We start from the raw sequence: 21,996 nt of genomic DNA, 5'->3' as shown, positions 1-21,996 counted from the left end.
AGGCGGTCAGGGCTCGGGCAGTCAGGGATTGTGCGGAATGCGGCCGTCGCGCATGGCCTGCATGCGCAGGGTCACGGGATCGTCGGGCTCGGTCGCGATCACGAGCTGGGTCTGGGTGACCTCGGCGCATTTCTTGCCGTCGGGGCCGGTGATGACCGTGCGCCAGACCTGGGTGGTGCGGCCCACATGCACCGGCGTGCACTCGCCGACCAGCGTGCCGACACGGGCGCCGCGCAGGAAGTTGGTCTTCGATTCCAGCGTGCTGGTGCGGCAGTTGTCCGGCAGGTTCATGATGGCGCCGCGGGCGCCCAGCGTATCCGCGAACGCCATGTAGATGCCGCCATGGACGACACCGTTGCCGTTCGAATGCTCCGCGCGCGCGTCCATTTCGGCCAGCACCCGCGTCTTCGACACCTCGACGAAGCGGATGCCGAGGGCCTCGATGAAATTGGCCGCGCTCATGCGCCGGCCCCCGCCTTGCGGGGCGGGGCGTCGGCATCCACCGGCTCCGCCACCGCCTCGACCACGGTGACGCCATCCGCATCGGCGGCGTCCGCACTGGCGTCCCCGTCGTCGGCCAGGACCGCCGCACCGGTCACGGTTACCGCCCCTCCGGTCACCGCCCCTCCGGTCGCGGCTTCCAGCATCGCCGGGGCCGCGGTCTCCAGATGGTAGGGGATCCGCCATTCCAGCGTGCCGAACAACTGGCTGTCGGCGCAGACCGCGGACCATTCCGCCTGCACGGCGCCGGTCTCGCGGCACACCCAGGCCTCGTCCGGCGGTGCCCCGGCGGCGCGGGCCAGCCAGTTGCGCGCGGCTTCCAGGTCGTTGCGGCCGTCCGCCTCGATTTCCGCCATCAGGCGGCAGATGCGGGCGGGCGGATTGCGGCGGGTGAGCGGCGCCAGGGCTTCGGCGGCATCGGTCCAGCGATTGGCGGCCATGGCGAACCGGGCGACCAGGATGGCGCTTTCCGGGTCGTTCGGCTTCACCGCGGCCAGCTTGCGGGCGAGATCGAGCTGTTTTTCGGGCGTCACCGTATCGACGACGCCGCGATAGGCCTCTGCCAGCATCGGATGGGGCGACAGGCTCCAGGCCTCCTCGATCGCCTTTTCCGCCTTGCCGCGGCGGTGGCTGGCGATCTGCATCCGCGCATACTGCGCGACGCCGGGCACCAGCGTCGGATTGGCCTTGTAGGCCACCCGGGCGGCGGCCAGCGCATCCGGAACGTCGCCACGGGCGGCCAGGGCACGGCTGCGCTCCACATGGATCAGCGCCCGCGCCTCGCGGGTTTGCTCGACGGTGCGCAGCTTGCGCTTGGCCAGCTTTTCCAGCGTCTCCGCGGCGGCATCCCACTGGCCGAGGCGCGCCTGCAGGGTCAGTTGCGCCTCCAGCACCCAGGCCGCGTTCGGCTGCTGCTCGTGGGCGCGCTCGACATAGTGCAGGGCGTCGCGGGTGCGCCCCTCCTTCATCGCCTGCATCCACAGGCCGCGCAGGCCCAGGAAGGCGGTGTCCGGGGTTTCCGCCAGCCGCAGGAAATAGCGCCGGGCGGCCTGTTCGTCGCCATCCAGCTGCGCCGTCTGCGCCGCCAGCAGGGTGGCGAGCGGCTGGTCCGGCACCAGTTGCGCCGCACGGCGCGACTGTCGGCGCGCCTCCTCGCGGTCGCCGGCGGCAATCGCCACCATGCCGAGCGAGATCGCGGTCTGGCCGCGCTCGCGCCGCGACCGGCCGATGCGCGAGGCCAGCGTCCAGGGCGAGCGCAGCAGCCAGGAAATCAGCCAGAAGCCGACAATGGCGGCCAGCAACACCAGCGCCAGCATGCCGACGCCCCAGGCGAACGACTCGTGCACCTCCAGCCCCTGCCACGAAATGGCGATGGTTCCCGGTCGGTCCAGCAGCCAGTCGGCGGCGAAAATGATCGCGCCGAAGACCAGAAACAGAAAAATCGCGCGTATCATTTCGGAGCCTCGCTAATGCCCGCCATCACGGTTTTGTCCCAGGCTCCGATCATGGCCAGCGCCTGCTGGCGCGCCGTCAGTGCCTTGCGCCATTCCACCACCGCCGGCATCCGCTCCGCAATGGGGGCGACTGCCGCGTCTGCCGCGGCCAGATCGCCGGCGGCCAGCGCCTTGTGGGCGGCGCGGAAGGCGTCGGCCACCGGGTCCTGACCCAGCGGGCCGCTGTCATCGATGGTGACGCCCTTCAACAAGGTCCCGACCGCGCTGTCGACCCAGGTGCTGCCGGTCTCGACCGGCCCCGCATGCGGGCGGCCGCGGGCGATGGCCGCCAGTTGTCGGCCGAGGCCGGCGGCGGTGGGCAGGCCGGTGTCGGCATAGGCGGCCCAGCCGGCGGTGGCGCCCGGATCCTTTGCGGCCGGCAGCGAGGCCTGCACCCGTTGCAGCGGGCCGGCGAATGGCGACCCGCTCTCGACCATGCGTCGCAGGTCGGCCAGCGCCACCAGTTGCTCGGCGACGCGGGCGGGGCGGGCGCGCTCGGCCCAGGCTTCGAGCCGGGCCAGGCGACGGTCCAGGTCGCCCGCCTGGGCGGTCAGGCTGGCCAGCTGGGTTGCGGCGGCCTTGGCGTCCTGGCCCTGTTTCGCGGTCAGCCCGGCCAACGCCGCCCTGGTGGCGTCCGCCTGGGCGCGCAGGTCTTGCAGGCTGGCGGCCAGGGCATCGGCGCGGTTGCCCATGGCGCTCTCGACCGAGCCGACCCGGCTTTCCAGCGCCTCCACCCGGTCGGACTGGCTTTTCGAGCGGGCCTGCGTCGTCGAGGCGGCCACATCCACCCGCTCGCCGATGGCCTTCACGCCCCGGGCGTTTTCGGACGTGCGCTTGGTCAGGTCGCCCACATCCACCACCAGCTTGTCGACGGTGGCCGGGTCGGCGAAGGTGGGAATCTTCGCCAGATCGTCGATCCGGGTCGACAGCGCCGCCACCCGGGCGGCGATGGCGTCGCGGCCGGCGGTATTGTTCTGCAATTCCGACCACAGCCAGATCACGGCAATGGCGGCCAGCGCGGCAATGGCGACGATGGCCACCCAGTGCGGCGCCACCGACTTCAGGCGCGACGGCTGGTCCGGCTCGGAGTCGGGGGTCTCGGGGGGAGAACTGGTCATCGCCTCGTCTCGGATCGGATGCGGAGCATGGGCCGCGCCGGGCGCGGCAGGGGGAATCGCTGGCAGGTCAGCGGCGCTAAATCGCCTGCCAAGAAGGCGTGCTGTCAAGCGCTCGGCCTGCGGCAACGGCGCGCCCCATGCGGCGCGGACACCATGCGTCCGCAACCGTGCGGCGATGCGCCGGCTCAGGCAAAGCGCCGGAATGCGCCGCGCTTCGGCCCAAACCCCGCTCTGCCGGCAGGCGGCCGCAAAGGCGTGGGCGGCGCGGCCGGAATAGAGGGTGACGGCGCACACCTCGCCGCGGCCGATGGCCTGCCGCACGCTCGGCGCCAGACGCTTGACCGGCTCGGCCGCATAACGTTCGGCCAGCCGCACCTCGAACCCCGTCAGCATGCGGCCCAGGTCGCGGGCGCGATGACGGCCGGCCAGATAGAGCAGCGGCCCGTAGCGCGGCGCGCAGGCATTGCGCACGTCGCTCGCCAGGGTCTGGGCATCGGCGGCCACGCGCACATCGGCAAAGCCGCTGCGGGCCGCGGCGCGCGCCGTCGCCCGGCCGACGACGAACACCGGGATCGGCGCGGGCAGCGCGCCGGCATCGACGCCGGCAAAGGCCTGGGCACTGCTGGCGATCACCGCCTGGATGTCGGCGGTGGGCGGCAGCGGGCCGGGCAGGCGCCGGAACGCCAGCAGCGGCTGCACCAGCAAGCGCACGCCCCTGGCCGCCAGGGCCTGGCGCAGCGCCGGCCGGGCCGACTCGGGCCGGGTCACCAGCACCGCCGCAGGCCGGCGCAGCGCGGCCGGCCGTTCGACCGGACGCGCCGCCAGCGGTCTTATGCGGTCGAAGCGGGGCCGGCGGGTAGGAGCAGGGCGGGATCGCATTGGCGTTTCAGGCTTTGTCCCAGGTCGTGTCCGATACGGGCGCCGTCCGCCCAGGTGCCGGTCGCCTCCGCCTGCCATCGCTCGGAACCGTCGGGCCGCAGCACGCGGGCGGCAAGGCTGAGCCCGCCGCGCACGTCGGCCCGCGCCAGCACCGCCACCGGCGTGTGGCACGAGCCGCCCAGCGCCGCCAGCACGGCGCGTTCGGCCCGGACCTCCGCCGCCGCGGCAGGGTCGTTCAGCATGGACAGCAGCGCCAGCACCACCATGTCGTCCGCCCGGCACTGCACCGCAATCGCCCCCTGCCCCGCCGCCGGCAGCATCTCCGCCGGGTCGAGCAGGGCCGAGACATGGCCGGCCTTGCCGAGCCGGTTCAGCCCCGCCGCCGCCAGGAAGGTGGCATGCACGTCGCCCTGGGCGAGCTTGGCGAGGCGGGTCTCGACATTGCCGCGCAGCAACACCACCCGCACGTCCGGCCGGACGCTCAGCAATTGCGACTGGCGCCGGAGCGAGGCGGTGCCGACCACCGCCCCTTGCGGCAGGTCGGCGAGCGCGGCGCAACCGGGAGCGATCAGCGCGTCGCGCACGTCCTCGCGCGCCAGCACCGCCGCCAGCACCGTGCCGGCCGCCAGTTCGGTCTCCACGTCCTTGGCGCTGTGCACGGCCAGGTCGATCTCGCCATCGACCAGGGCGCGCTCGATTTCCTTGGTGAACAGGGCCTTGCCGCCCAGGTCGGCCAGACGCCGGTCCTGGATGCGGTCGCCGCTGGTGCGGATGACCACCGGCTCGGGCGCAGCACTACCGGAATGGTGCGGGTCGAGGCGGGCGATGAGATCGGCCACGGCGCGCGCCTGGAACAGGGCGAGCGGGCTGCCGCGGGTGCCGATGCGAAGGGGTGGACGCTGGGCTGTCATGCGGGCATGTGTAGAGAAGTGCCTTGCCGGCGCAAGCCTTTCCTTGCACCGCAACAGGCGGAACCCGAGAGAGACCAGACCCCGTGACCGATTGCGTGCTGGGTATCGAGACCAGTTGTGACGAGACCGCCGTGGCGGTGGTGCGCGGCGACCGCACCATTCTGGCCCAGTCGATCCACAGCCAGCTGGCGGACCACGCCCCCTATGGCGGCGTCGTGCCGGAAATCGCGGCGCGGGCGCATTTGCAACTCCTGCGCCCGCTGGTCGAGCGCACCCTGGCCGAGGCGGCCCTGCCGCCCGCCGACCTCGCCGCGGTCGCGGCCACCACCGGCCCCGGCCTGATCGGCGGTGTCATGGTCGGCGCGACCCTGGCCAAGGCGCTGGCCTTCGCCTGGGGCAAGCCCTTCGTCGCCGTGAACCATCTGGAGGCGCACGCGCTGTCGGCGCGCCTCTCCGACGCGGTGCCGTTCCCCTATCTGCTGCTGCTGGTCTCCGGCGGCCATTGCCAGTTGCTGGCGGTGGCCGATGTCGGCGCCTACACCGTCTACGGCACCACCATCGACGATGCGCTCGGCGAGGCGTTCGACAAGACGGCGCGGCTGTTGGGCCTCGGCTATCCCGGCGGGCCGGCGGTGGAACGGCTCGCCCGCCGCGGCGACCCCGCCCGCTTTGCGCTGCCGCGGCCGCTGGCCGGCCGGCCCGGCTGCGATTTCTCCTTCGCCGGGCTCAAGACCGCGGTGCGCCAGGCCATCCAGGCTCTGCCGCCGGGCGAGGCCGAGGACCAGACCGCCGCCGACCTCTGCGCCAGCTTCCAGGCGGCCTGCGCCGACAGTCTGGCCGACCGCTGCCGCCACGCCATGGACCGCTTCGCGGACGAGTTCGGATCGTGCGAGCGGCTGGTGGTCGCCGGCGGCGTCGCGGCGAACCAGGCGCTGCGGCACCGGCTGGTTGCCGAGGCGGCGGCGCGGGGCGCCACGCTGATCGCGCCGCCGCCCGAGCTCTGCACCGACAATGCCGCCATGGTCGCCTGGGCCGGCTGGGAGCGGTTTCGCCGCGGCCAGCGGGATTCGCTCGCGACCGCGCCCCGGCCCCGCTGGCCGCTGGACGGGGCCGACATGGCGCTGCCCGCCGGCCTTTAGGGCGCCAACCAGGGCCGGGCGGGCTCGCGCGAACCGATGCGCTCGGCACGGCCCTCGCGCAGGGACAGCACCACCGTCTCGTCCCAGCCGGCCCACCAGGCGCAGCCCGGCAGCTTGTAGCGCGCGATGCCATAGGTGGCGGTGCGGCAGTCGCCGGCCGCGTCCGGATCCTCGACCAGGGCCAGGGTTCCGTCCGGCGTCGTCAGGCGGCAGGCCCGGCCGTCGCAGGCAAAGGCGACGCCCGGCGCGCCCGCCTCCCGCCCGTCGGGCCAGGGCCGCTCGCGCGCCGCGGTCTCGTCGAGCCAGCGCTCGCGCACGAAACCGCCGCGCCCGCGCATCCAATAGCCACCCTGCCGGTCGCTCACCGCCAGCAGGTCGCGCGAGACGATGGCGTCCGGCGGCCGGGCGGTGAGCGGCGCGGCCAGGCCCGCCAGCACCAGCGGCACGCCCCACCAGCGCCAGCGCTCCTGCCAGATCGCCCACCAGAGCCCGCCCAGCACGGCGCAGCCGATGCCCCAGACCGGCACCACGCCGACGCGGCCGACGGCCCCCTCCGCATTGCCCAGGGCATAGGCCACGGCCAGGATCAGGTCGACGCCGGCGCCGGCAGCCTGCCAGAGCCAGGTCTCCAGCCCCAGCGGGGCCAGCAACAGGCCCGCCAGCAGCGCCGGCATCACCCAGAAGGCGAACACCGGCACGGCGATCAGGTTGGCGAACAGACCCAGCAGGGCGATGCGGTGGAAGTGGAACGCCGCGAATGGCATGGTGGCGAGCGTCGCCACCACCGTCGTCGCCGCCACCCCCAGCACATAGCGCGCCGCCCAGGGCAGCCGCCGGTCGCTGACGCCCTGGCGGCGGCGATGGCGGCGCCAGGTTTCGAACACCGCCACCAGCCCGATCACCGCGGCGAAGGAGAGCTGGAAACTGGGGGTCAGGATCGCGTCCGGCGCGGCCGCCAGCACGATGACGGCGGCCCAGGCCACCGGCCGCATGGAGAGTTCGACCCGGTCCAGCAGCAGCGCGATCAACACCAGGCCCAGCATGATCATCGCCCGCTGGGTCGGGACGCTGCCGCCGGAAAAGGCCAGATAGCCGATGCCGGCCAGCAGCCCGGCCGCAGCGGCCCATTTGTGGATCGGAAAGCGCAGCGCGACCCACGGAACCAGGGCAAGGCCGGCCCGCAGCGCCACCAGCACCAGGCCCACGACCAGGCCCACATGCAGGCCGGAAATCGCCAGCAAATGGCCGAGCCCCGCATTGCGCATGGCATGGGCGTCGTCACCGGCAATGTCGCCGCGCCAGCCGGTGCTGACCCCGACCAGAATACCCCCGGCCGCCCCCGGCACGTCCGCCAGCAGCCGCCCGCGCAGCCACGCCCGCGCCTCCGCCAGGGCGCCGGGGGGATGGCATTCGCCGGCCATTTGCGTCGTCTTGCCGAGCCAGCCCTCGGCGCCGATGCCGTCGAAAAACGCCAGCCGGCGCGGGTCGTAGCTGGCGGGATAGATTGCGCCGCTCACCGGAAACAGCCGGGCGTTGACCCGAATGCGGCTGCCGGGGCGCAGGTCCGGCGGCGGATTGCGCCAGCGAAACCGGGCCTTCAGCCCCTGCGGCAGCGGCGTTCCCGGCGACCAGTCGGAAACGCTCAGGTCGGTGTAAGTGGAGCGCGGCGTCACCCGGTCGACACAGGCCTCGGCCAGAAACCGCTCGGTGCCCCGTTGCAGGCGCGGCGCATCGGCTCGCAACACCTGCCACTGCCCGGCGCCGAAACCCGCCGCCAGCATCGCCACGACCAGGGCGGCCGCCCGCAATCCCGGCTTTGGCGCGAACCCGGCCAGCAGGACCGCCGGCGCCACCATCGCCAGGCCGGCCAGCGCCGGCGGCTCGAACGGCAGCAGGAAATAGAGCGCAACGCCGGCCCCGAACGCCACCGCCAGCCAGAGCGGCCGCCGCCGCGCCTCCGCCGCCCAGGTGGTCGCCGCGGCTTCGGCCAGCGCCCGCAAGCCGGCCCTGGCCCGCACGGCCAGCCGCCCCGCCCGCCGGCGCTGGCCTGCCTCGCTGCTATTGACGCTGATCCGGCCCATGCCGATAACCCACTCCAAATCGCTGCCACAAACACAACCAATAATTCGGTATGACATCAACCAAAAGACGAATTGGCTCGGAATCCATGGCTGTCGTGACCCGCTTCGCCCCGTCGCCGACGGGTTTTCTCCACATCGGCGGCGCGCGCACCGCGCTGTTCAACTGGCTGTTCACCCGCCATCACGGCGGTCGCTTCCTGCTGCGGATCGAGGACACCGACCGCAAGCGCTCGACCCAGGCCGCGGTGGACGCGATCCTGGACGGGCTGTCCTGGCTGGAACTGGATTGGGACGGCGAGCCGGTCTACCAGGCCTCGCGCCAGGCCCGGCATGCGGAGGTTGCCCAGCGGATGCTGGAAGCCGGCCACGCCTATCGCTGCTATTGCTCGCCGGAGGAATTGGAGGCGATGCGCGAGCGCGCCAAGGCGGAAAAGCGGCCGATGCGCTATGACGGCACCTGGCGCGACCGCGACCCGTCGGAGGCTCCCACCGGTGTCGCCCCGGTCATCCGCCTGAAAGCGCCGCAGACCGGCGAGACGGTGATCGACGACCGGGTGCAGGGCCGGGTCACGGTGCAGAACGCCGAACTCGACGACATGGTGCTGCTGCGCGCCGACGGCACGCCCACCTACATGCTGAGCGTTGTCGTCGACGACCACGACATGGGCGTGACCCATGTGATCCGTGGCGACGACCATCTGAACAACGCCTTCCGCCAGGCCCAGGTGTTCAAGGCCATGGATTGGGAGTTGCCGGTGTTCGCCCACATTCCCCTGATCCACGGCCAGGACGGCGCCAAACTGTCGAAACGGCACGGCGCCCTGGGCGTCGATGCCTATCGCGACATGGGCTTTTTGCCGGAAGCGGTGCGGAACTATCTGCTGCGGCTCGGCTGGGGCCATGGCGACGACGAGATCATCTCGACCGCGCAGGCGGTGGAATGGTTCGACCTGGACGGTGTCGGCCGCTCGGCCTCGCGCTTCGACATGGCGAAGCTCACCAACCTGAACGGCCATTACCTGCGCCAGACCGACGACGCCCGGCTGGTCGCCCTGACGGTCGAGCGGCTGGAACGCGAACCGGGCCTGACCGTGAGCGCCACCGGCCGCGACCGCCTGCTGGCGGGCATGGCCGGCCTGAAGGAGCGGGCCAAGGACCTGAACGAACTGGCCGAGAACAGCGCCTTCTATGTGCGCGACGGTGCCCAGCCGCTGAACGACAAGGCGGCGAAATTGCTGGAGGGCGACGGCCGCGCCCATCTGGCGGCGCTGGCCCGATCCCTGGCCGACCTGGAGCCCTGGGACGAGGCGGCGCTGGAAGGCGCCGTGCGGGCGCAGGCGGAGGCGGGCGGCGTCAAGCTCGGCAAGGTGGCCCAGCCGCTGCGGGCGGCGCTGACCGGCTCGAACGCCTCGCCGGGCCTCTTTGAAGTCATGCGGATTTTGGGCCGGGAGGAGACGCTGGCACGCCTTGCCGGCCAAGCCTAAATCCACCCGCGTGTCAACCGCTTGCATTCCGCCCCAAGGCGGCCCAACGATAGAGGGTTGCGGGTCACCGGCGAGGCTGCCGGGTGCGCTTGGAATTGCCAAGCGGAGCCCGCGGTCGTATGGTGCAATGCAAACAATTATGACCGAATGGCGGCAGACCGCCGGAACGGGACCTTTGAGAAACGAGGATTAAGATGTCGGAAACCGGATCCAATCACACGGTCACCATCACCGACGGCCAGACCGGCAAATCGTCCACCATGCCGGTCCTGTATGGAACGGCCGGCGCTCCGGTGATCGATATCCGCTCGCTGTACAAAGACATGGGCTATTTCACCTTCGACCCGGGCTACACCGCCACCGGTTCCTGCCAGTCGAAGGTCACCTATATCGATGGCGACAACGGCGTCCTGATGTACCGCGGCTATCCGATCGAGCAGTTGGCGGAGAAGTCCAACTATGTCGAGGTCTGCTATCTGCTGATGAACGGCGAGCTGCCGACCAAAGACCAGTACGACGATTTCGAATTCACCATTTCCCGCCACACCATGCTGCACGACCAGATGCAGAGCTTCTATCGCGGCTTCCGCCGCGACGCGCACCCGATGGCGGTGATGTGCGCGGTGGTGGGCGCCATGTCGGCCTTCTATCACGACTCCACCGACATCAACGATCCGCGCCACCGCATGATCGCCAGCCACCGGCTGATCGCGAAAATGCCGACGATCGCGGCCTGGGCCTACAAATATTCCATCGGCCAGCCGTTCATGTACCCGCAGAACGACCTGGGCTATGCCGCCAACTTCCTGCACATGTGCCACGCGGTGCCGGCGGAGCCCTACAAGGTCAACCCGGTCGTGGCCAAGGCGCTGGACCTGATCTTCATCCTGCACGCCGACCACGAGCAGAACGCCGGCACCTCGACCGTGCGCCTTGCCGGCTCCACCGGCGCCAACCCGTTCGCCTGCATCGCCGCCGGCTGCGCCGCGCTCTGGGGTCCGTCCCATGGCGGTGCGAACGAGGAAGTCCTGAAAATGCTGACCGAGATCGGCACGAAGGACAATGTGCCGGCCATGGTCAAGAAGGCGAAGGACCCGGACGACCCGTTCCGCCTGTTCGGCTTCGGCCACCGGGTCTACAAGAACTACGACCCGCGCGCCGCGGTGATCCAGAAGGCCGCGCACGAGCTGATGGCCGAACTGGGCGTCAACGATCCGCTGATGGAAGTCGCGATGGAGCTGGAGCGGATCGCGCTGGAAGACGAATACTTCATCAAGCGCCGGCTCTATCCGAATGTCGACTTCTATTCCGGCTTCATGCTGAAGGCGATGGGCTTCCCGGTCAGCATGTTCACCGCGCTGTTCGCCATCGGCCGCACCGTCGGCTGGATCAGCCAGTGGAACGAGCTGATCGAGGACCCGACCCAGAAGATCAACCGCCCGCGCCAGCTCTATACCGGCGCGCCGCAGCGGGACTATGTCGCCATCGCCAACCGGTAATGGCGGGCGGGCGCTCGGGGCTTGATCCCGGCCGACCGACAGGCTCTGATACCAGCCCCGGACTCAGCGTCCGGGGCTGTTTTTTTGCCTGAGGAACCGCCGCCATGCCCGAAGCCATGATCGTCTCCGCCCAGCCCGAAGCCTCGGAGGCCGGCGCCCGCGTGCTCATGGCCGGCGGCAATGCCATCGATGCCGCCATGGCGGCCGCTCTGGTGCAGGGCGTGGTCGACCCGCAAATGTGCGGCATTGCCGGCTTCGGCAACTGCCAGATCTACATGCCGGGCAAGGGTGTGCACACCTGCCTGGACTTCCACGGCAAGACGCCGCTCAGCGCCACGCCGGACATGTGGCACAACCTGCTGATCGAGGAAACGCGCGACGGCTTCGGCTTCGTGCTGAAAGACAACGTGAACGACCTGGGCTATGGCGCCATCACCACGCCCGGCTCGCTGATGGCCTATTGGGAGGCGGTGCGCGACTTCGGCACCTGGGACTGGGCCGACGTGGTCGCCCCCGCCATCGCCCAGGCCGACCGGGGCTTCGCGGTCCGGCCGCACGTCTATTACTGGTGGACCCACGGCGCCGCGCTCGGCCGGGTGCAGGTGGAGGAGCGGCTGGCCCTGTCCCGCACCGGCCGCGCCGCCTATTTCGCCGACGACGGCAAGGGCGGCCGGCGCCTCCGCCGCATCGGCGAGACGGTGGAAAACCCGGACCTGGCCGAAACCCTGCGCCGCATCCAGCGCGACGGCGCCGACGCGTTCTATCGCGGCGCCATCGCCGACGAGATCGACGCCGACATGCGCGCCCATGGCGGCCTGATGCGCAAGGCCGACCTGGAGGCCTACAAGGTCGGCCGGTCCGACCCGTTGCAGACCACCTATCGCGGCCGCCGCATCGCCTCGTGCCAGCCGCCCGGCGGCGGCGTCATGTTGCTGCAAATGCTGAACATTCTTGAGCAGTTCGACCTGAAGGGCATGGGCCACAACACAAGCGACTATATCCGCACCGTCTGCGAGGCGATGAAGATCGCCACCGCCGACAAGGAGGCGCATGTGGGCGACCCCGCCTTTGTCGACGTGCCGCTCGACCGGCTGATTGGCAAGGACTATGCCGCGGAATGCGCCGCACGCATCCGGGCCGGCGAGCGCGCGCATGTGGAGCGGCTCACCGCGGAGTCGCCCCAGACCACCCATGTCGCCGTGGTCGACAAGGACGGCAACTGCGTGACCATGACCCATTCGCTCGGCATGCCGTCGGGCGTCATCACCGATGGGCTGGGCTTCATGTACAATGGCTGCATGGGCGTGTTCGACCCTCGGCCGGGCCGCGCCGGCTCGGTCGCGCCGGGCAAGAGCCGCTTTTCCAGCCTGTGCCCGACCATCGTGTTCGAGGGCGAGCGGCCGACCGTCGTCATCGGCGCGCCCGGCGGCACCCAGATCGCCATGGGCGTGTTGCAGGCGCTGCTGAACGTGATCGACCACGGCATGCCGATCGACCGGGCGGTGAGCGTGCCGCGCTTCTCGTCGACCTCGAACGCCATCGACATCACCAACCGCATCCCCGACTACACGGTCGAGCCGCTGCGCGAGGCCGGCTATGAGGTGATCCGCTCGCCGCTGACCTTCCACATCGCCGCGGTGCACGGCATCACCATCGGCGCGGACGGCGCCATGGCCGGCGGCGCCGACCCCGGCCATGACGGCGTCGCGCTGGCGGTCTAGCCACGGGACGGCACTGTTGATCTGGCGCAATGACCGCGGCGGCCGGCAGCGGCTTTGCTGGCCCCGCTGCCGGCCCCTGCCCGGCTTCCCGACCCGGTGACCCGCCCCCTGAATCCGCCATGAGCCAGCCATGACCCAGCCATGACCCAGCCGGACCTGCCCATCCCCCCCGCCGCCAAGCTGCACCGCCGCCTGGGCCTGACCCTGGTGGTGCTCTATGGCCTGGGCGTCACCATCGGCGCCGGCATCTATGTGCTGATCGGCGCCACCGCGGCGCGGGCCGGGGTGCATGCGCCCATGGCCTTCCTGCTGGCCGCGTGCGTCATGGGGTTCTCCGCCGCCAGCTTCGCCGAATTCGTCTGCCGGTTCCCGGTCAGCGCCGGCGAGGCCGCCTATGTGCGCGCCGGCTTCCGCTCGGAGCTGGCGGCGCTGCTGGTCGGCATCGGCGTCATGCTGGCGGGCACGGTGTCGTCGGCCACGATCAGCATCGGCAGCGCCGGCTATATCGGCGCGTTCCTGGACCCGCTGCTGGCGGTGGACCGCGTCTGGCTGACCGTCGCCATCGTCGTGGCCGTGGGGCTGGTGGCCTGCGTCGGCATCCTGGAGTCGGTCGCCTTTGCCGGCCTCATGACCCTGGTGGAGGTGGCCGGCCTGCTGGCCATCGTCATCGGCGGACTGGTCGGCGCGCCGGAATTGCTGCTGCGCCTGCCGGAGGTGCTGCCCTGGTCGCTCGACGGCGCCGTCTGGGCCGGCATTGTCGGCGCCGGGCTGCTGGCGTTTTTCGCCTTTATCGGCTTCGAGGACATGGTGAATGTCGCGGAAGAGGTGCGCACGCCGGAACGCACCATGCCGCGGGCGATCCTGATCACGCTGGTCGCGGCAACCGGGCTGTATTTCCTGGTGGCGGCGATTTCCGTGCTGGCGGTGCCGCCGGCGGCGCTGGGGGCCTCGCCGGCGCCGCTGGGCCTGGTGTTCGCAGCGGTGACGCCGCTGTCGCCGCTGACCATCACCATCGTCGCCGCCGTGGCCACGGTGAACGGCATCATCATCCAGGTGATCATGGCCGCGCGCGTGCTCTATGGCCTGGCCGACCAGGGCACGATTCCCGGAGCGGCCGGCCGGGTGCTGGCCTCGGTCTATGCGCGCACCGGCACACCGGTGGTGGCGACGGCAGTGGTGACGCTGGCGGTGGCGCTGCTGGCGGTGTCCTTCCCGATCGAGCGGCTGGCGGGGCTCACCTCCCAGGTCGTGCTGGTCATTTTCGTCCTGGTCAACATCGCGCTGGTGCTGGTGAAATGGCGCGAGCGCGGCGCCCTCGACCTGCCGGCCGCGGGATTCCGGGTGCCGTTCTGGGTGCCGGTCATCGGCGCGGGCGTCAGCCTGGCCTTCGTCATCGGCGGCAGTTGAGCCGGCGCACCCGCCTTCGCAGCCGGGCGGAGGTACGCTAAGAAAGGGCAGCGACCACCGCGACGAACAGGACGGATAGGACGAGGCCCCGATGGCGACGACTCTTTTCATCAACGGAGCGGCGCAGCCCCTGGCGGACGGCACGCCGGCGGACACGCCGCTGCTGGACATTCTGCGCAACACGCTGGGCCTGACCGGCACCCGCTTCGGCTGCGGGCTGGAGCAGTGCGGCGCCTGCATGGTGCTGGTGGACGGCCGCCCGGTGCAGGCCTGCACCGCTGCGCTCGACGCGGTCCTGGGCAAGCAGGTCACCACGGTCGAGGGGCTGGCCGGCCCGGACGGCGGCCTGCACCCGCTGCAACAGGCGTTTCTGGACGAGCAGGCCGGCCAGTGCGGCTATTGCCTCTCCGGCATCCTGATCAGCGCCGCGGCCCTGCTGGAGCGAAACCCCAAGCCCTCGCGGGCGGAGATCGCGGCGGCGCTGGACGGCCATCTCTGCCGCTGCGGCTCGCACGTGCGCATCCTGAAGGCCATTGAGCGGGCCGCCGCCCACCTGCGTGGGGAGGGCTGAGCCATGGCCGACGCCGTCACACTGCCGCTCAGCCTGACCGCCAACCCGCGCCTGGACCGCTGGGTCGCCTTCCAGGACGACAGGACCGTGCGCGTCGCCTCCGGCAAGGTGGAGATCGGCCAGGGCATCGTCACCGCGCTGGCCCAGATCGCGGCGGAGGAGTTGGACCTGCCGCTGGCCCGCGTGCGCCTGCTCTCCGGCGACACAGAACACGGGCCGGACGAACTCTACACCTCGTCCAGCCTGTCGGTGATGGTCTCCGGCGCCTCGATCCGGCTGGTCTGCGCCGAGGTGCGGGCGCTGCTGACCGAACAGGCAGCGCTCCGCCTCAACTGCGCACCGGACGACCTGAGCGTGGTCGAAGGGGCGTTCGTGCGCGAAGGCCACCCGACCGGGCTGGATTACTGGGACGTGGCCCGGCCCTGGACGGCAGCTGGGCGCCCACCGGCCGCGCCGCGCCGAAGCCGCCGTCGGCCTATCGCCTGGTCGGCCAGAGCGTGCCCCAGGCGGACCTGCCGGCCAAGCTCACCGGCGCGCCCGACGCCTTTCTGCACGACCTGCGGCCGGCGGGGATGCTGCACGCCCGCACGCTGCGCCAGCCGGGCCGCGACGCGCGGTTGACGGCGCTGGATGAGGCCGCCGTGCGGCGCGCGAGCGGCGACCCGGACCTGCGCGTGGTGCGCCGCGCCAACTTCGTCGCCTTCGTCAGCGCCAGCGAGCGGGCGGCCGAAGCGGCGACCGTGTATGCGGAGGCGCACGCGCAATGGTCCGGCACCCGCAGCGTCTCGCCGGAGATGGGCGAAGGCGCCTGGCTGGTCGGCCGGCCGGCGGAACTGCGCGCCATCGGCGCCGCGGCCGCCGACACCTCCGCCGCCGCGGCCGTGGTCGAGCGCACCTACACCCGCCCCTATATCGCCCACGCCTCCATGGGCCCGTCGGCGGCGCTGGCGCACCATGACGGCGAGACCCTGACGCTCTGGTCGCACGGCCAGGGCATGCACCCGCTGCGCAAGAACGTGGCCGCCGTGCTGGGGCTGGACCCGGACACCGTGGTCTGCCACCACCGCCACGGCCCTGGCTGCTATGGCCATAACGGCGCCGACGACGCGGCGCTCGACGCCGCCATCGTCGCTTTGGCCCTGCCGGGCGAGACCGTACGCCTGCAATGGCGGCGCGAGGAGGAATTCGCCTACGAGCCGGTGAGCCCGGCCATGTCGGTCACCGTTCGCGTCGCCGTCGACGGCGACGGCCAGCCGCTCGACTGGACCCAGGAGATCTGGGCACCGAGCCACGTGCAGCGGCCGGGCACCGGCAGCGGCTATCTGCTGGCGCACGAGGCGCTGGAGAACCCGCCGCCGCCGGTCAGGACCACCGACCCGCCGGAGGAACGCGGCGGCGGCGGCACCCGCAACGCCGTGCCGCTCTATCGCATCCCGGCCCATCGCATCCGCCATCATCTGGTGAGCGAGGGGCCGGTGCGCACCTCGGCGCTGCGCGGGCTCGGCGCGCCGGTGAACGTGTTCGCCATGGAAGGCATGATGGACGAGCTGGCGGCCCGCGCCGGCCGGGATCCGCTCGCCTACCGGCTGGCGCTGCTGGACGATCCACGGGCGCGGGCGGTGCTGGAGCGCACGGCGGACATGGCCGGCTGGGCGGATCGCGGCCCCGCCGGCAGCGGCAAGGGCCTGGGCCTCGCCTTCGCGCGCTACAAGAACATGGCCGCCTATTCCGCCGTGGTGGTGGCGGTGAGCGTCGACGAGACGGTGCGGCTCGACCATGTCTGGAGCGCCACCGACGCCGGCCTGGTCATCAATCCCGACGGCGCGCGCAACCAGCTGGAAGGCGGCATCGTCCAGGCCGCGAGCTTCGCGCTGAAGGAAGCGGTGCAACTGGACGGCACCGGCATCGCGTCCCGCGACTGGGACGCCTATCCGATCCTGCGCTTCAGCGAGGTGCCGCCGGTCGAGGTCGAGCTGATCGGCTCGCCGGAGGACCCGGCGCTCGGCATGGGCGAATGCACGGTCGGGCCGACCTGTGCGGCCATCGGCAATGCGGTGGCACACGCGCTCGGCAGGCGACTTTGCGACATGCCGCTAACCCGTGACCGCATCCTGGCGGCTTTGCTGGCCTGAGGCTTGCCAGCGGGCGCGACTCAGGGCAGGGATGGACCATGATCCACTTGCGCGGACTCACCGCCGGGCTGTCGGCCCGCCTGCTGCTGCTCACGGTGCTGTTCGTGATGCTGGCGGAGGTGCTGATCTATGCCCCGTCCGCCGCCCGGTTCCGGCTGACCTATTTGCAGGACCGGCTCGCCAACGCCCATCTGGCGGTGCTGGCACTTTCCGGCTCCACCGACCGGATGGTGCGCCCGACGCTGGAGCGCGCCCTGTTGATGCATGTGGGCGTGCACGCGGTCGAGGCGCGCCTGGGCGAGCATTTTCTGCCCATGCTGGGCGGCAAGGCCGCGCCAAAGGCCGACACGTTTTTCATCCTCGACTCGGCCACCTTTTTCGGCCTGATCGGCGAGGCGTTCATGACCCTGGCGCATCGGGAAAACCGGGTGTTGCGGGTGATCGGCCCCTCGCCGCTCGATCCGTCGGTCCGGGTCGAGGTGATCATGGACGAGACGCCGATGCGCTCGGCCCTGGTCCATTACTCCTACCGGATCCTGCAACTCTCGCTGGTCATCTCGGCCATCACCGCGGCCCTGGTCTATCTGGCGCTGCAATGGATGATCGTGCGCCCGATCGGCGAGCTGACCCGCTCCATGGTGCGCTTCCGCGCAGCGCCGGAGGACGAAACCGTCGAGCCGGCCGTCTCGCGCCGGCGCGACGAGATCGGCGTGGCAACGCGGGTGCTGGCGGATATGCAGGCGACGGTGCGCCAGGCGCTGACCCAGCGCCGGCATCTGGCCGCGCTGGGCGAGGCGGTGGTGAAGATCAACCACGACCTGCGCAACATCCTGGCCTCGGCGCAAGTGGTGTCGGACAGCCTGGCGGAAAGCCACGACCCGCGGGTGCGCAAGGCCGCGCCGGGCCTGTTGCAGGCCATCGACCGGGCGGTGCAGTTGTGCAGCCAGGTGGTGGTGTTCAGCCAGGCCCGCCGGCCGAGCCTGGCGCTGGAGGCGGCCCATCTGCGCGACGTGCTAGAGGAAGCCGGCGACACCGTGCTGGCGCTGGCCGAAACCCTGGCGCCGACGGCGCCGTGGCACTGGCGCAACGAGGTCGGCGACACCGTGGTCGTCCGCGGCGACCGCCCGCAATTGCTGCGCGTGTTCGAGAACATCGCGCGCAACGCCTTCGAGGCGGGGGCGACGGAAGTGCATTTGAGCGCCCGCGACAACGGCGCCACCTGGGCCGTCAGCATCGCCGACAACGGCCCCGGCCTGCCGGCGCAGGCGCGGGACCACCTGTTCCAGCCGTTCAAGGGCTCGGTCCGGGCCGGCGGCACCGGCCTCGGCCTCGCCATCGCCCGCGACCTGGTGGCCGCCCATGGCGGCAGCTTGCGCTTGGCGGCGACCGGCACCCGCGGTACACGCTTTATCGTCGAACTGCCCAAGGCGGGCTGGCGCAACGAACCACGGAGATTTTCGGCATGAACACGAGCCCGCGCGGTCACGCGGTCTGGGACCCCGGCCAGTATCACAAGTTCGGCGACCACCGGCTGCGCCCGGCGCTGGAACTGTTCGAGCGGGCGATGCTGGCGCTCGGCGGCCGCGAACCGCGGCAGGTCTATGACCTGGGCTGCGGCGCCGGCGAGATCGCGCGGATCATGTCCGAGCGCTGGCCGGAGGCGCGCGTGGTCGGCCTCGACAGCTCGGCCGAGATGCTGAAAAAGGCGGAGGCCGCGGGCGCCAGCCGGGTCGAGTGGCTGGAGGCCGACGTGGCCACGTGGGAGGCCGAACCCAAGGCCGACCTGCTCTATTCCAACGCCATGTTCCAGTGGGTCGACGGCCATCCAAGCGTGTTTCCGCGCATGATGGACCAGCTCGCGCCCGGCGGCGTGATGGCGGTGCAGATGCCGCTTTCCTTTGGCCAGACCAGCCACATGCTGCTGCGCGAGACGCTGGAAGACTTCGGCACGCCGGAACTGCGGAAATCCGTCGCCCGCAAATGGGTCGAGGACGCGGACTGGTATTACGACCTGCTGAAGCCGCAGGCGGCGTTCCTCGACATCTGGGAGGTGCGCTATCTCCAGGTGTTGCAGGGCGACGACCCGGTGCTGGAATGGGTCAAGGGCTCGGCGCTGCGCCCGGTGCTGACCGCCCTCGGCCCGGAGGAGGCCGACCGCTTCCTGGCCGCCTATGGCGCGGCGCTGCGCACCGCCTATCCCAAGCGCGCCGGCGGCGAGACGCTGTTCCCCTTCCACCGCCTGTTCCTGGTGGTCGGCAAGGCGTAGGCCGCGCTGGCGGTCCCACCTCACCGCCCGCTTGCGTCCGTCCTGCGCTGACAAGCCGGTCGCGTGGGCTCAGGCTCCGCTCGGAGAAACGCACCGACGGCTGTTCCCCGGACGGTGCGGAGCGTTCCGGACGGTGGCGCCGATCCGGGGCCGTTCGCGGCGTGCGAACACGGACGGGCGGTGTTCGAAGGATGAGGCCGGTCCCGGCGCACCGCCCCGCGGCGGCCGGGAGACACCGGTCGCGACGCGCCGGCGCCTCCGCCTCAGTACGGCCCCGGCGCGATGGCGCTGCCGTCGAAAAAGCGGGCGGTGCGGAAGCGGGTGAGATCGTGGCCGGAGGGCCGGCCCTGCACCAGATCGGCCAGCACGCGGCCGACGCCGGGGCCGATGCCGAAACCGTGGCCGCTCAGCCCGGTGGCGACGAACAGGCCCGGCAGGCGATGATCCTCGGCGATATAGGGCACCGCGTCCGGCGTCACGTCGATCATGCCGGCCCAGGCCTCCGCCAGCCGGGTGCCGGCCAGGTCCGGGAAACGGCCGGCCAGCCGCTCCCCGATGCGGCGCACCACCACGGGCGAGGGGTCGGGGTTGAGGACGCGAGCGCGCTCGAACGGCGTCACCTCCGTGCCCTGCCAGCGCCGCGGCGTGCCCCAGGCGCCGGGATAGCCGCGGGGGGCCGCCGGGATCAGCTTCACGTCGCGGGCGGATTTCTTCAACAGAGGCTGATACTTGAAGAACCAGCGCACCGAATTGGGGCCGACAAAATGCTCGGCCAGGTCGCCGCTGGTGATGGTGTAGCCGCCGTCGGCACGGCGGCGGAGCGTCAGGCCGGGCGTCGACAGGTTGGGGCCATAGACCTCCGGCGCCGGCTCCGTCCGCGCCACGGTGGAGCGCACCGCCAGTTGCGGCAGGGCCAGGCCCTCATTGTGCGCGAAATGGGTGCTCCAGGCGCCGCCGGCCAGCACGACCCGCTCGGCCCGCACCGGACCCAGCTCGGTGACGACGCCGGCGATGCGGCCGCCGGACCGCTCCAGCGTGCGCACGGCGCATTGCTCGATCACCGCCGCACCGGCGCGCTCGGCCGCGCGGGCCAGGGCCGGGATGGCGACGAAGGGCTCGGCGCGGCCGTCCGACGGCGTCAGCATGCCGGCGAGCCAGCGCTTGCCCGCGGGCGGCGCGATGGCCGGATAGGCGCGGGCGACCTCGTCGGCCGACAGCAGCCGGGTTTCGAGTTGATGCTGCACCGAAAGCTCACGCCACGCCTCATAGCCGGCGGCGACCTTGGGGTCGTCGGTCAGGCGCAGGCAGCCGCTTTCGGTGAAGACGAGGTCGGCCTCGCCGGTGCGTTCCGCCAGCCCGCGCCAGATGCGGTTGCTCTCCATCATGATCGGCAGTTCGGCCCAGTCGCGGCCCTGCTGGCGCACCCAGCCCCAGTTGCGCGACGATTGCTCGCCGGCGACGCGGCCCTTCTCGCACAGCAGCACCCGCACGCCGGCCTCGGCCAGGAAATAGGCGGTGGCGGTGCCGGCGACGCCCGCGCCGATCACCACCACGTCGACCGCCTCCGGCGGCGGGCCGGAGAACCGCACGGGGCGGGCTTCGGTGATCATCGAAGTCATGGGCGGGCGCTCCTGGTCTTGTCCTCTTGGATCGGGTCCTCTTGGATTGGGGCTGGCCCCGATCATGCCCGCCTACAGCGCCTCGCGCACCCGTTTCGCGATGGCTTCCGGCGTCGCATCGGACGTGAAGTGGGTGACGAACTCCCCCTTGGTGTCCATGAAGTAGATGATGGACGTGTGGTCCATCGTGTATTCGGTCGTTCCGCCGCTGGTGTTCTTGGCGAAATAGACGCGATAGGCCTTGGCGGCGGCGGCCACCTGCTCCGGCGTGCCGGTCAGGCCGACCATGCGCGGATGGAAGGCGCTGACATAGGCCTTCATCTGGGCCGGGGTGTCGCGTTCCGGATCGATGGTGATGAAGATGGGGGTGACGTTGGCGTCTTCCGGCAGCAGGTCCATCGCCGCCGCGATCTTGGAAAGTTCGGTCGGACACACGTCCGGGCAGAAGGTGTAGCCGAAATAAATCAGCAGATTCTGGCCGAGAAAGTCCTTGTCGGTGCGGGTCCGGCCGTCCTGGTCGACCAGTTCGAACGGGCCGCCGATCAGCGCCTTGCCGCTGTCGGAGAAGGAGCCGCCGTCGGTGCGCACATAGGCGTAGCCGAGCAGCAGCGCAACCAGCATGGCCAGCACGATGGCCAGCACCAGGGCGATACGATTCCAGGGCAGGGATTGGCCAGACATGGAAAAAACACCTTGTTTCGGGGGCGCGGGGACCGGTTTCCCCGCTGCGCCGGAGGCTCAGTCCACCAGGCGCACCAGCACCACCAGGGTGGCGACGAACTGCACCATGTTCAGGAACGCGCTGCGCTTGTGCAGGTCGGCAAAGGCCTCGGCCGCGCCGGGGGTGCCGCGGGCGCGCTCGTCATGGGCGATGAGCGTTTTCGGCATCAGGTAATAGCGCGCGAACAGGAACCCCGCCGCCACCAGCGCCATGACAATGGCCTCGGCCGTGCGCACCGGCGCGCAGGCGACGGCGGCGATCCCCGCCAGCGCCAGCGCGATCAGGTAGTAGGACGGGAACAGCTCGCGCACGAAACGGTCGGCCACGCCGTCCGGCAGGCGTTTGAAGGCCTGCGGCGCAAAGAACGCGGTGAGGAACAGCATGCCGCCGAACAGCGCGCCGGCGGCGACATTGGCGACGGAGAGCAGAACCGATTGCAGAACGGGGTCCACGG

General features: G+C 71.3%; 17 protein-coding genes. 9 read left to right on the top strand and 8 right to left on the bottom strand.

All coding sequences use genetic code 11. The annotated features are described in order from the left end of the window. Positions 1-21: 21 nt before the first annotated feature. The 4 genes from H6844_02395 to hemC form a co-directional block, all read right to left on the bottom strand. Positions 22-462: a PaaI family thioesterase gene (locus tag H6844_02395; protein ID MCB9928258.1), complete on the bottom strand. Its 441-nt coding sequence runs from the start codon at positions 460-462 to the stop codon at positions 22-24. After that, positions 459-1,955, bottom strand: coding sequence for a heme biosynthesis protein HemY (locus H6844_02390; GenBank protein ID MCB9928257.1), 1,497 nt, complete (start codon positions 1,953-1,955; stop codon positions 459-461). The genes H6844_02395 and H6844_02390 overlap by 4 nt, the downstream gene beginning before the upstream one ends. Further along, positions 1,952-3,880 (bottom strand): uroporphyrinogen-III synthase, encoded by a 1,929-nt coding sequence (locus H6844_02385; GenBank protein MCB9928256.1) that lies wholly within the window; start codon positions 3,878-3,880, stop codon positions 1,952-1,954. The genes H6844_02390 and H6844_02385 overlap by 4 nt, the downstream gene beginning before the upstream one ends. A 62-nt stretch (positions 3,881-3,942) precedes the next feature. Further along, a complete protein-coding gene (gene hemC, locus H6844_02380) occupies positions 3,943-4,902 on the bottom strand; it encodes a hydroxymethylbilane synthase (protein ID MCB9928255.1) in 960 nt (319 codons plus the stop codon). 95 nt (positions 4,903-4,997) lie between these two features. Here hemC and tsaD point away from each other — a divergent pair, with 95 nt between their 5' ends. Beyond that, complete coding sequence (gene tsaD / locus H6844_02375) at positions 4,998-6,041, top strand: tRNA (adenosine(37)-N6)-threonylcarbamoyltransferase complex transferase subunit TsaD (GenBank protein ID MCB9928254.1); 1,044 nt, start codon at positions 4,998-5,000, stop codon at positions 6,039-6,041. Here the strand turns inward: tsaD and H6844_02370 are convergent. After that, entirely contained in the window at positions 6,038-8,122 is a 2,085-nt protein-coding gene (locus H6844_02370; GenBank protein ID MCB9928253.1) for a ComEC/Rec2 family competence protein, read from the bottom strand. The genes tsaD and H6844_02370 overlap by 4 nt on opposite strands. Before the next feature lie 86 nt (positions 8,123-8,208). Here H6844_02370 and H6844_02365 point away from each other — a divergent pair, with 86 nt between their 5' ends. From H6844_02365 to H6844_02330, 8 genes are all read left to right on the top strand, one after another. Next, a complete protein-coding gene (locus H6844_02365; GenBank protein MCB9928252.1) occupies positions 8,209-9,606 on the top strand; it encodes a glutamate--tRNA ligase in 1,398 nt (465 codons plus the stop codon). A gap of 194 nt (positions 9,607-9,800) precedes the next feature. Continuing rightward, positions 9,801-11,105 (top strand): citrate synthase, encoded by a 1,305-nt coding sequence (locus tag H6844_02360; protein MCB9928251.1) that lies wholly within the window; start codon positions 9,801-9,803, stop codon positions 11,103-11,105. A 116-nt stretch (positions 11,106-11,221) separates the two neighbouring features. Next, the gene (gene ggt / locus H6844_02355) at positions 11,222-12,826 is read left to right on the top strand and encodes a gamma-glutamyltransferase (GenBank protein ID MCB9928250.1); all 1,605 of its coding nucleotides are present in this window, start codon (positions 11,222-11,224) and stop codon (positions 12,824-12,826) included. A 141-nt stretch (positions 12,827-12,967) separates the two neighbouring features. Continuing rightward, positions 12,968-14,233: an amino acid permease gene (locus tag H6844_02350; protein MCB9928249.1), complete on the top strand. Its 1,266-nt coding sequence runs from the start codon at positions 12,968-12,970 to the stop codon at positions 14,231-14,233. A 91-nt stretch (positions 14,234-14,324) separates the two neighbouring features. Then, complete coding sequence (locus H6844_02345) at positions 14,325-14,804, top strand: (2Fe-2S)-binding protein (protein MCB9928248.1); 480 nt, start codon at positions 14,325-14,327, stop codon at positions 14,802-14,804. 497 nt (positions 14,805-15,301) lie between these two features. Further along, complete coding sequence (locus H6844_02340; GenBank protein ID MCB9928247.1) at positions 15,302-16,936, top strand: xanthine dehydrogenase family protein molybdopterin-binding subunit; 1,635 nt, start codon at positions 15,302-15,304, stop codon at positions 16,934-16,936. Positions 16,937-16,974: 38 nt separating this feature from the next. Beyond that, on the top strand, positions 16,975-18,402 hold the full coding sequence (locus tag H6844_02335) for a HAMP domain-containing histidine kinase (GenBank protein ID MCB9928246.1): 1,428 nt from the start codon (positions 16,975-16,977) through the stop codon (positions 18,400-18,402). After that, entirely contained in the window at positions 18,399-19,202 is an 804-nt protein-coding gene (locus H6844_02330; GenBank protein MCB9928245.1) for a methyltransferase domain-containing protein, read from the top strand. Before H6844_02335 ends, H6844_02330 begins: the two co-directional genes overlap by 4 nt. A gap of 263 nt (positions 19,203-19,465) precedes the next feature. Here the strand turns inward: H6844_02330 and H6844_02325 are convergent, their stop codons facing one another. The 3 genes from H6844_02325 to H6844_02315 all read right to left on the bottom strand — a co-directional run bounded on the left by H6844_02325 (position 19,466) and on the right by H6844_02315 (position 21,994). Beyond that, positions 19,466-20,821, bottom strand: a complete 1,356-nt coding sequence (locus tag H6844_02325) for an FAD-binding oxidoreductase (GenBank protein MCB9928244.1) — start codon at positions 20,819-20,821, stop codon at positions 19,466-19,468. A 72-nt stretch (positions 20,822-20,893) separates the two neighbouring features. Continuing rightward, entirely contained in the window at positions 20,894-21,502 is a 609-nt protein-coding gene (locus tag H6844_02320; GenBank protein ID MCB9928243.1) for an SCO family protein, read from the bottom strand. Positions 21,503-21,559: 57 nt separating this feature from the next. After that, entirely contained in the window at positions 21,560-21,994 is a 435-nt protein-coding gene (locus H6844_02315) for a DUF4149 domain-containing protein (protein MCB9928242.1), read from the bottom strand. Positions 21,995-21,996 lie beyond the last annotated feature (2 nt).

The organism is Alphaproteobacteria bacterium (assembly GCA_020638555.1).
Taxonomy (GTDB): Bacteria; Pseudomonadota; Alphaproteobacteria; order Bin95; family Bin95; genus JACKII01.
This window is presented reverse-complemented; position numbering and strand designations above follow the sequence as displayed.

Bases quoted from the DNA above. Each gene is read 5' to 3' on its own strand.
- H6844_02335 (MCB9928246.1), top strand. From the start codon at position 16,975: ATGATCCACTTGCGCGGACTCACCGCCGGGCTGTCGGCCCGCCTGCTG.
- H6844_02365 (MCB9928252.1), top strand. From the start codon at position 8,209: ATGGCTGTCGTGACCCGCTTCGCCCCGTCGCCGACGGGTTTTCTCCAC.
- H6844_02370 (MCB9928253.1), bottom strand. From the start codon at position 8,122: ATGGGCCGGATCAGCGTCAATAGCAGCGAGGCAGGCCAGCGCCGGCGG.
- H6844_02350 (MCB9928249.1), top strand. From the start codon at position 12,968: ATGACCCAGCCGGACCTGCCCATCCCCCCCGCCGCCAAGCTGCACCGC.
- H6844_02320 (MCB9928243.1), bottom strand. From the start codon at position 21,502: ATGTCTGGCCAATCCCTGCCCTGGAATCGTATCGCCCTGGTGCTGGCC.
- H6844_02390 (MCB9928257.1), bottom strand. From the start codon at position 1,955: ATGATACGCGCGATTTTTCTGTTTCTGGTCTTCGGCGCGATCATTTTC.
- ggt (MCB9928250.1), top strand. From the start codon at position 11,222: ATGATCGTCTCCGCCCAGCCCGAAGCCTCGGAGGCCGGCGCCCGCGTG.
- H6844_02395 (MCB9928258.1), bottom strand. From the start codon at position 462: ATGAGCGCGGCCAATTTCATCGAGGCCCTCGGCATCCGCTTCGTCGAG.
- H6844_02330 (MCB9928245.1), top strand. From the start codon at position 18,399: ATGAACACGAGCCCGCGCGGTCACGCGGTCTGGGACCCCGGCCAGTAT.
- H6844_02325 (MCB9928244.1), bottom strand. From the start codon at position 20,821: ATGACTTCGATGATCACCGAAGCCCGCCCCGTGCGGTTCTCCGGCCCG.
- hemC (MCB9928255.1), bottom strand. From the start codon at position 4,902: ATGACAGCCCAGCGTCCACCCCTTCGCATCGGCACCCGCGGCAGCCCG.
- H6844_02360 (MCB9928251.1), top strand. From the start codon at position 9,801: ATGTCGGAAACCGGATCCAATCACACGGTCACCATCACCGACGGCCAG.
- H6844_02345 (MCB9928248.1), top strand. From the start codon at position 14,325: ATGGCGACGACTCTTTTCATCAACGGAGCGGCGCAGCCCCTGGCGGAC.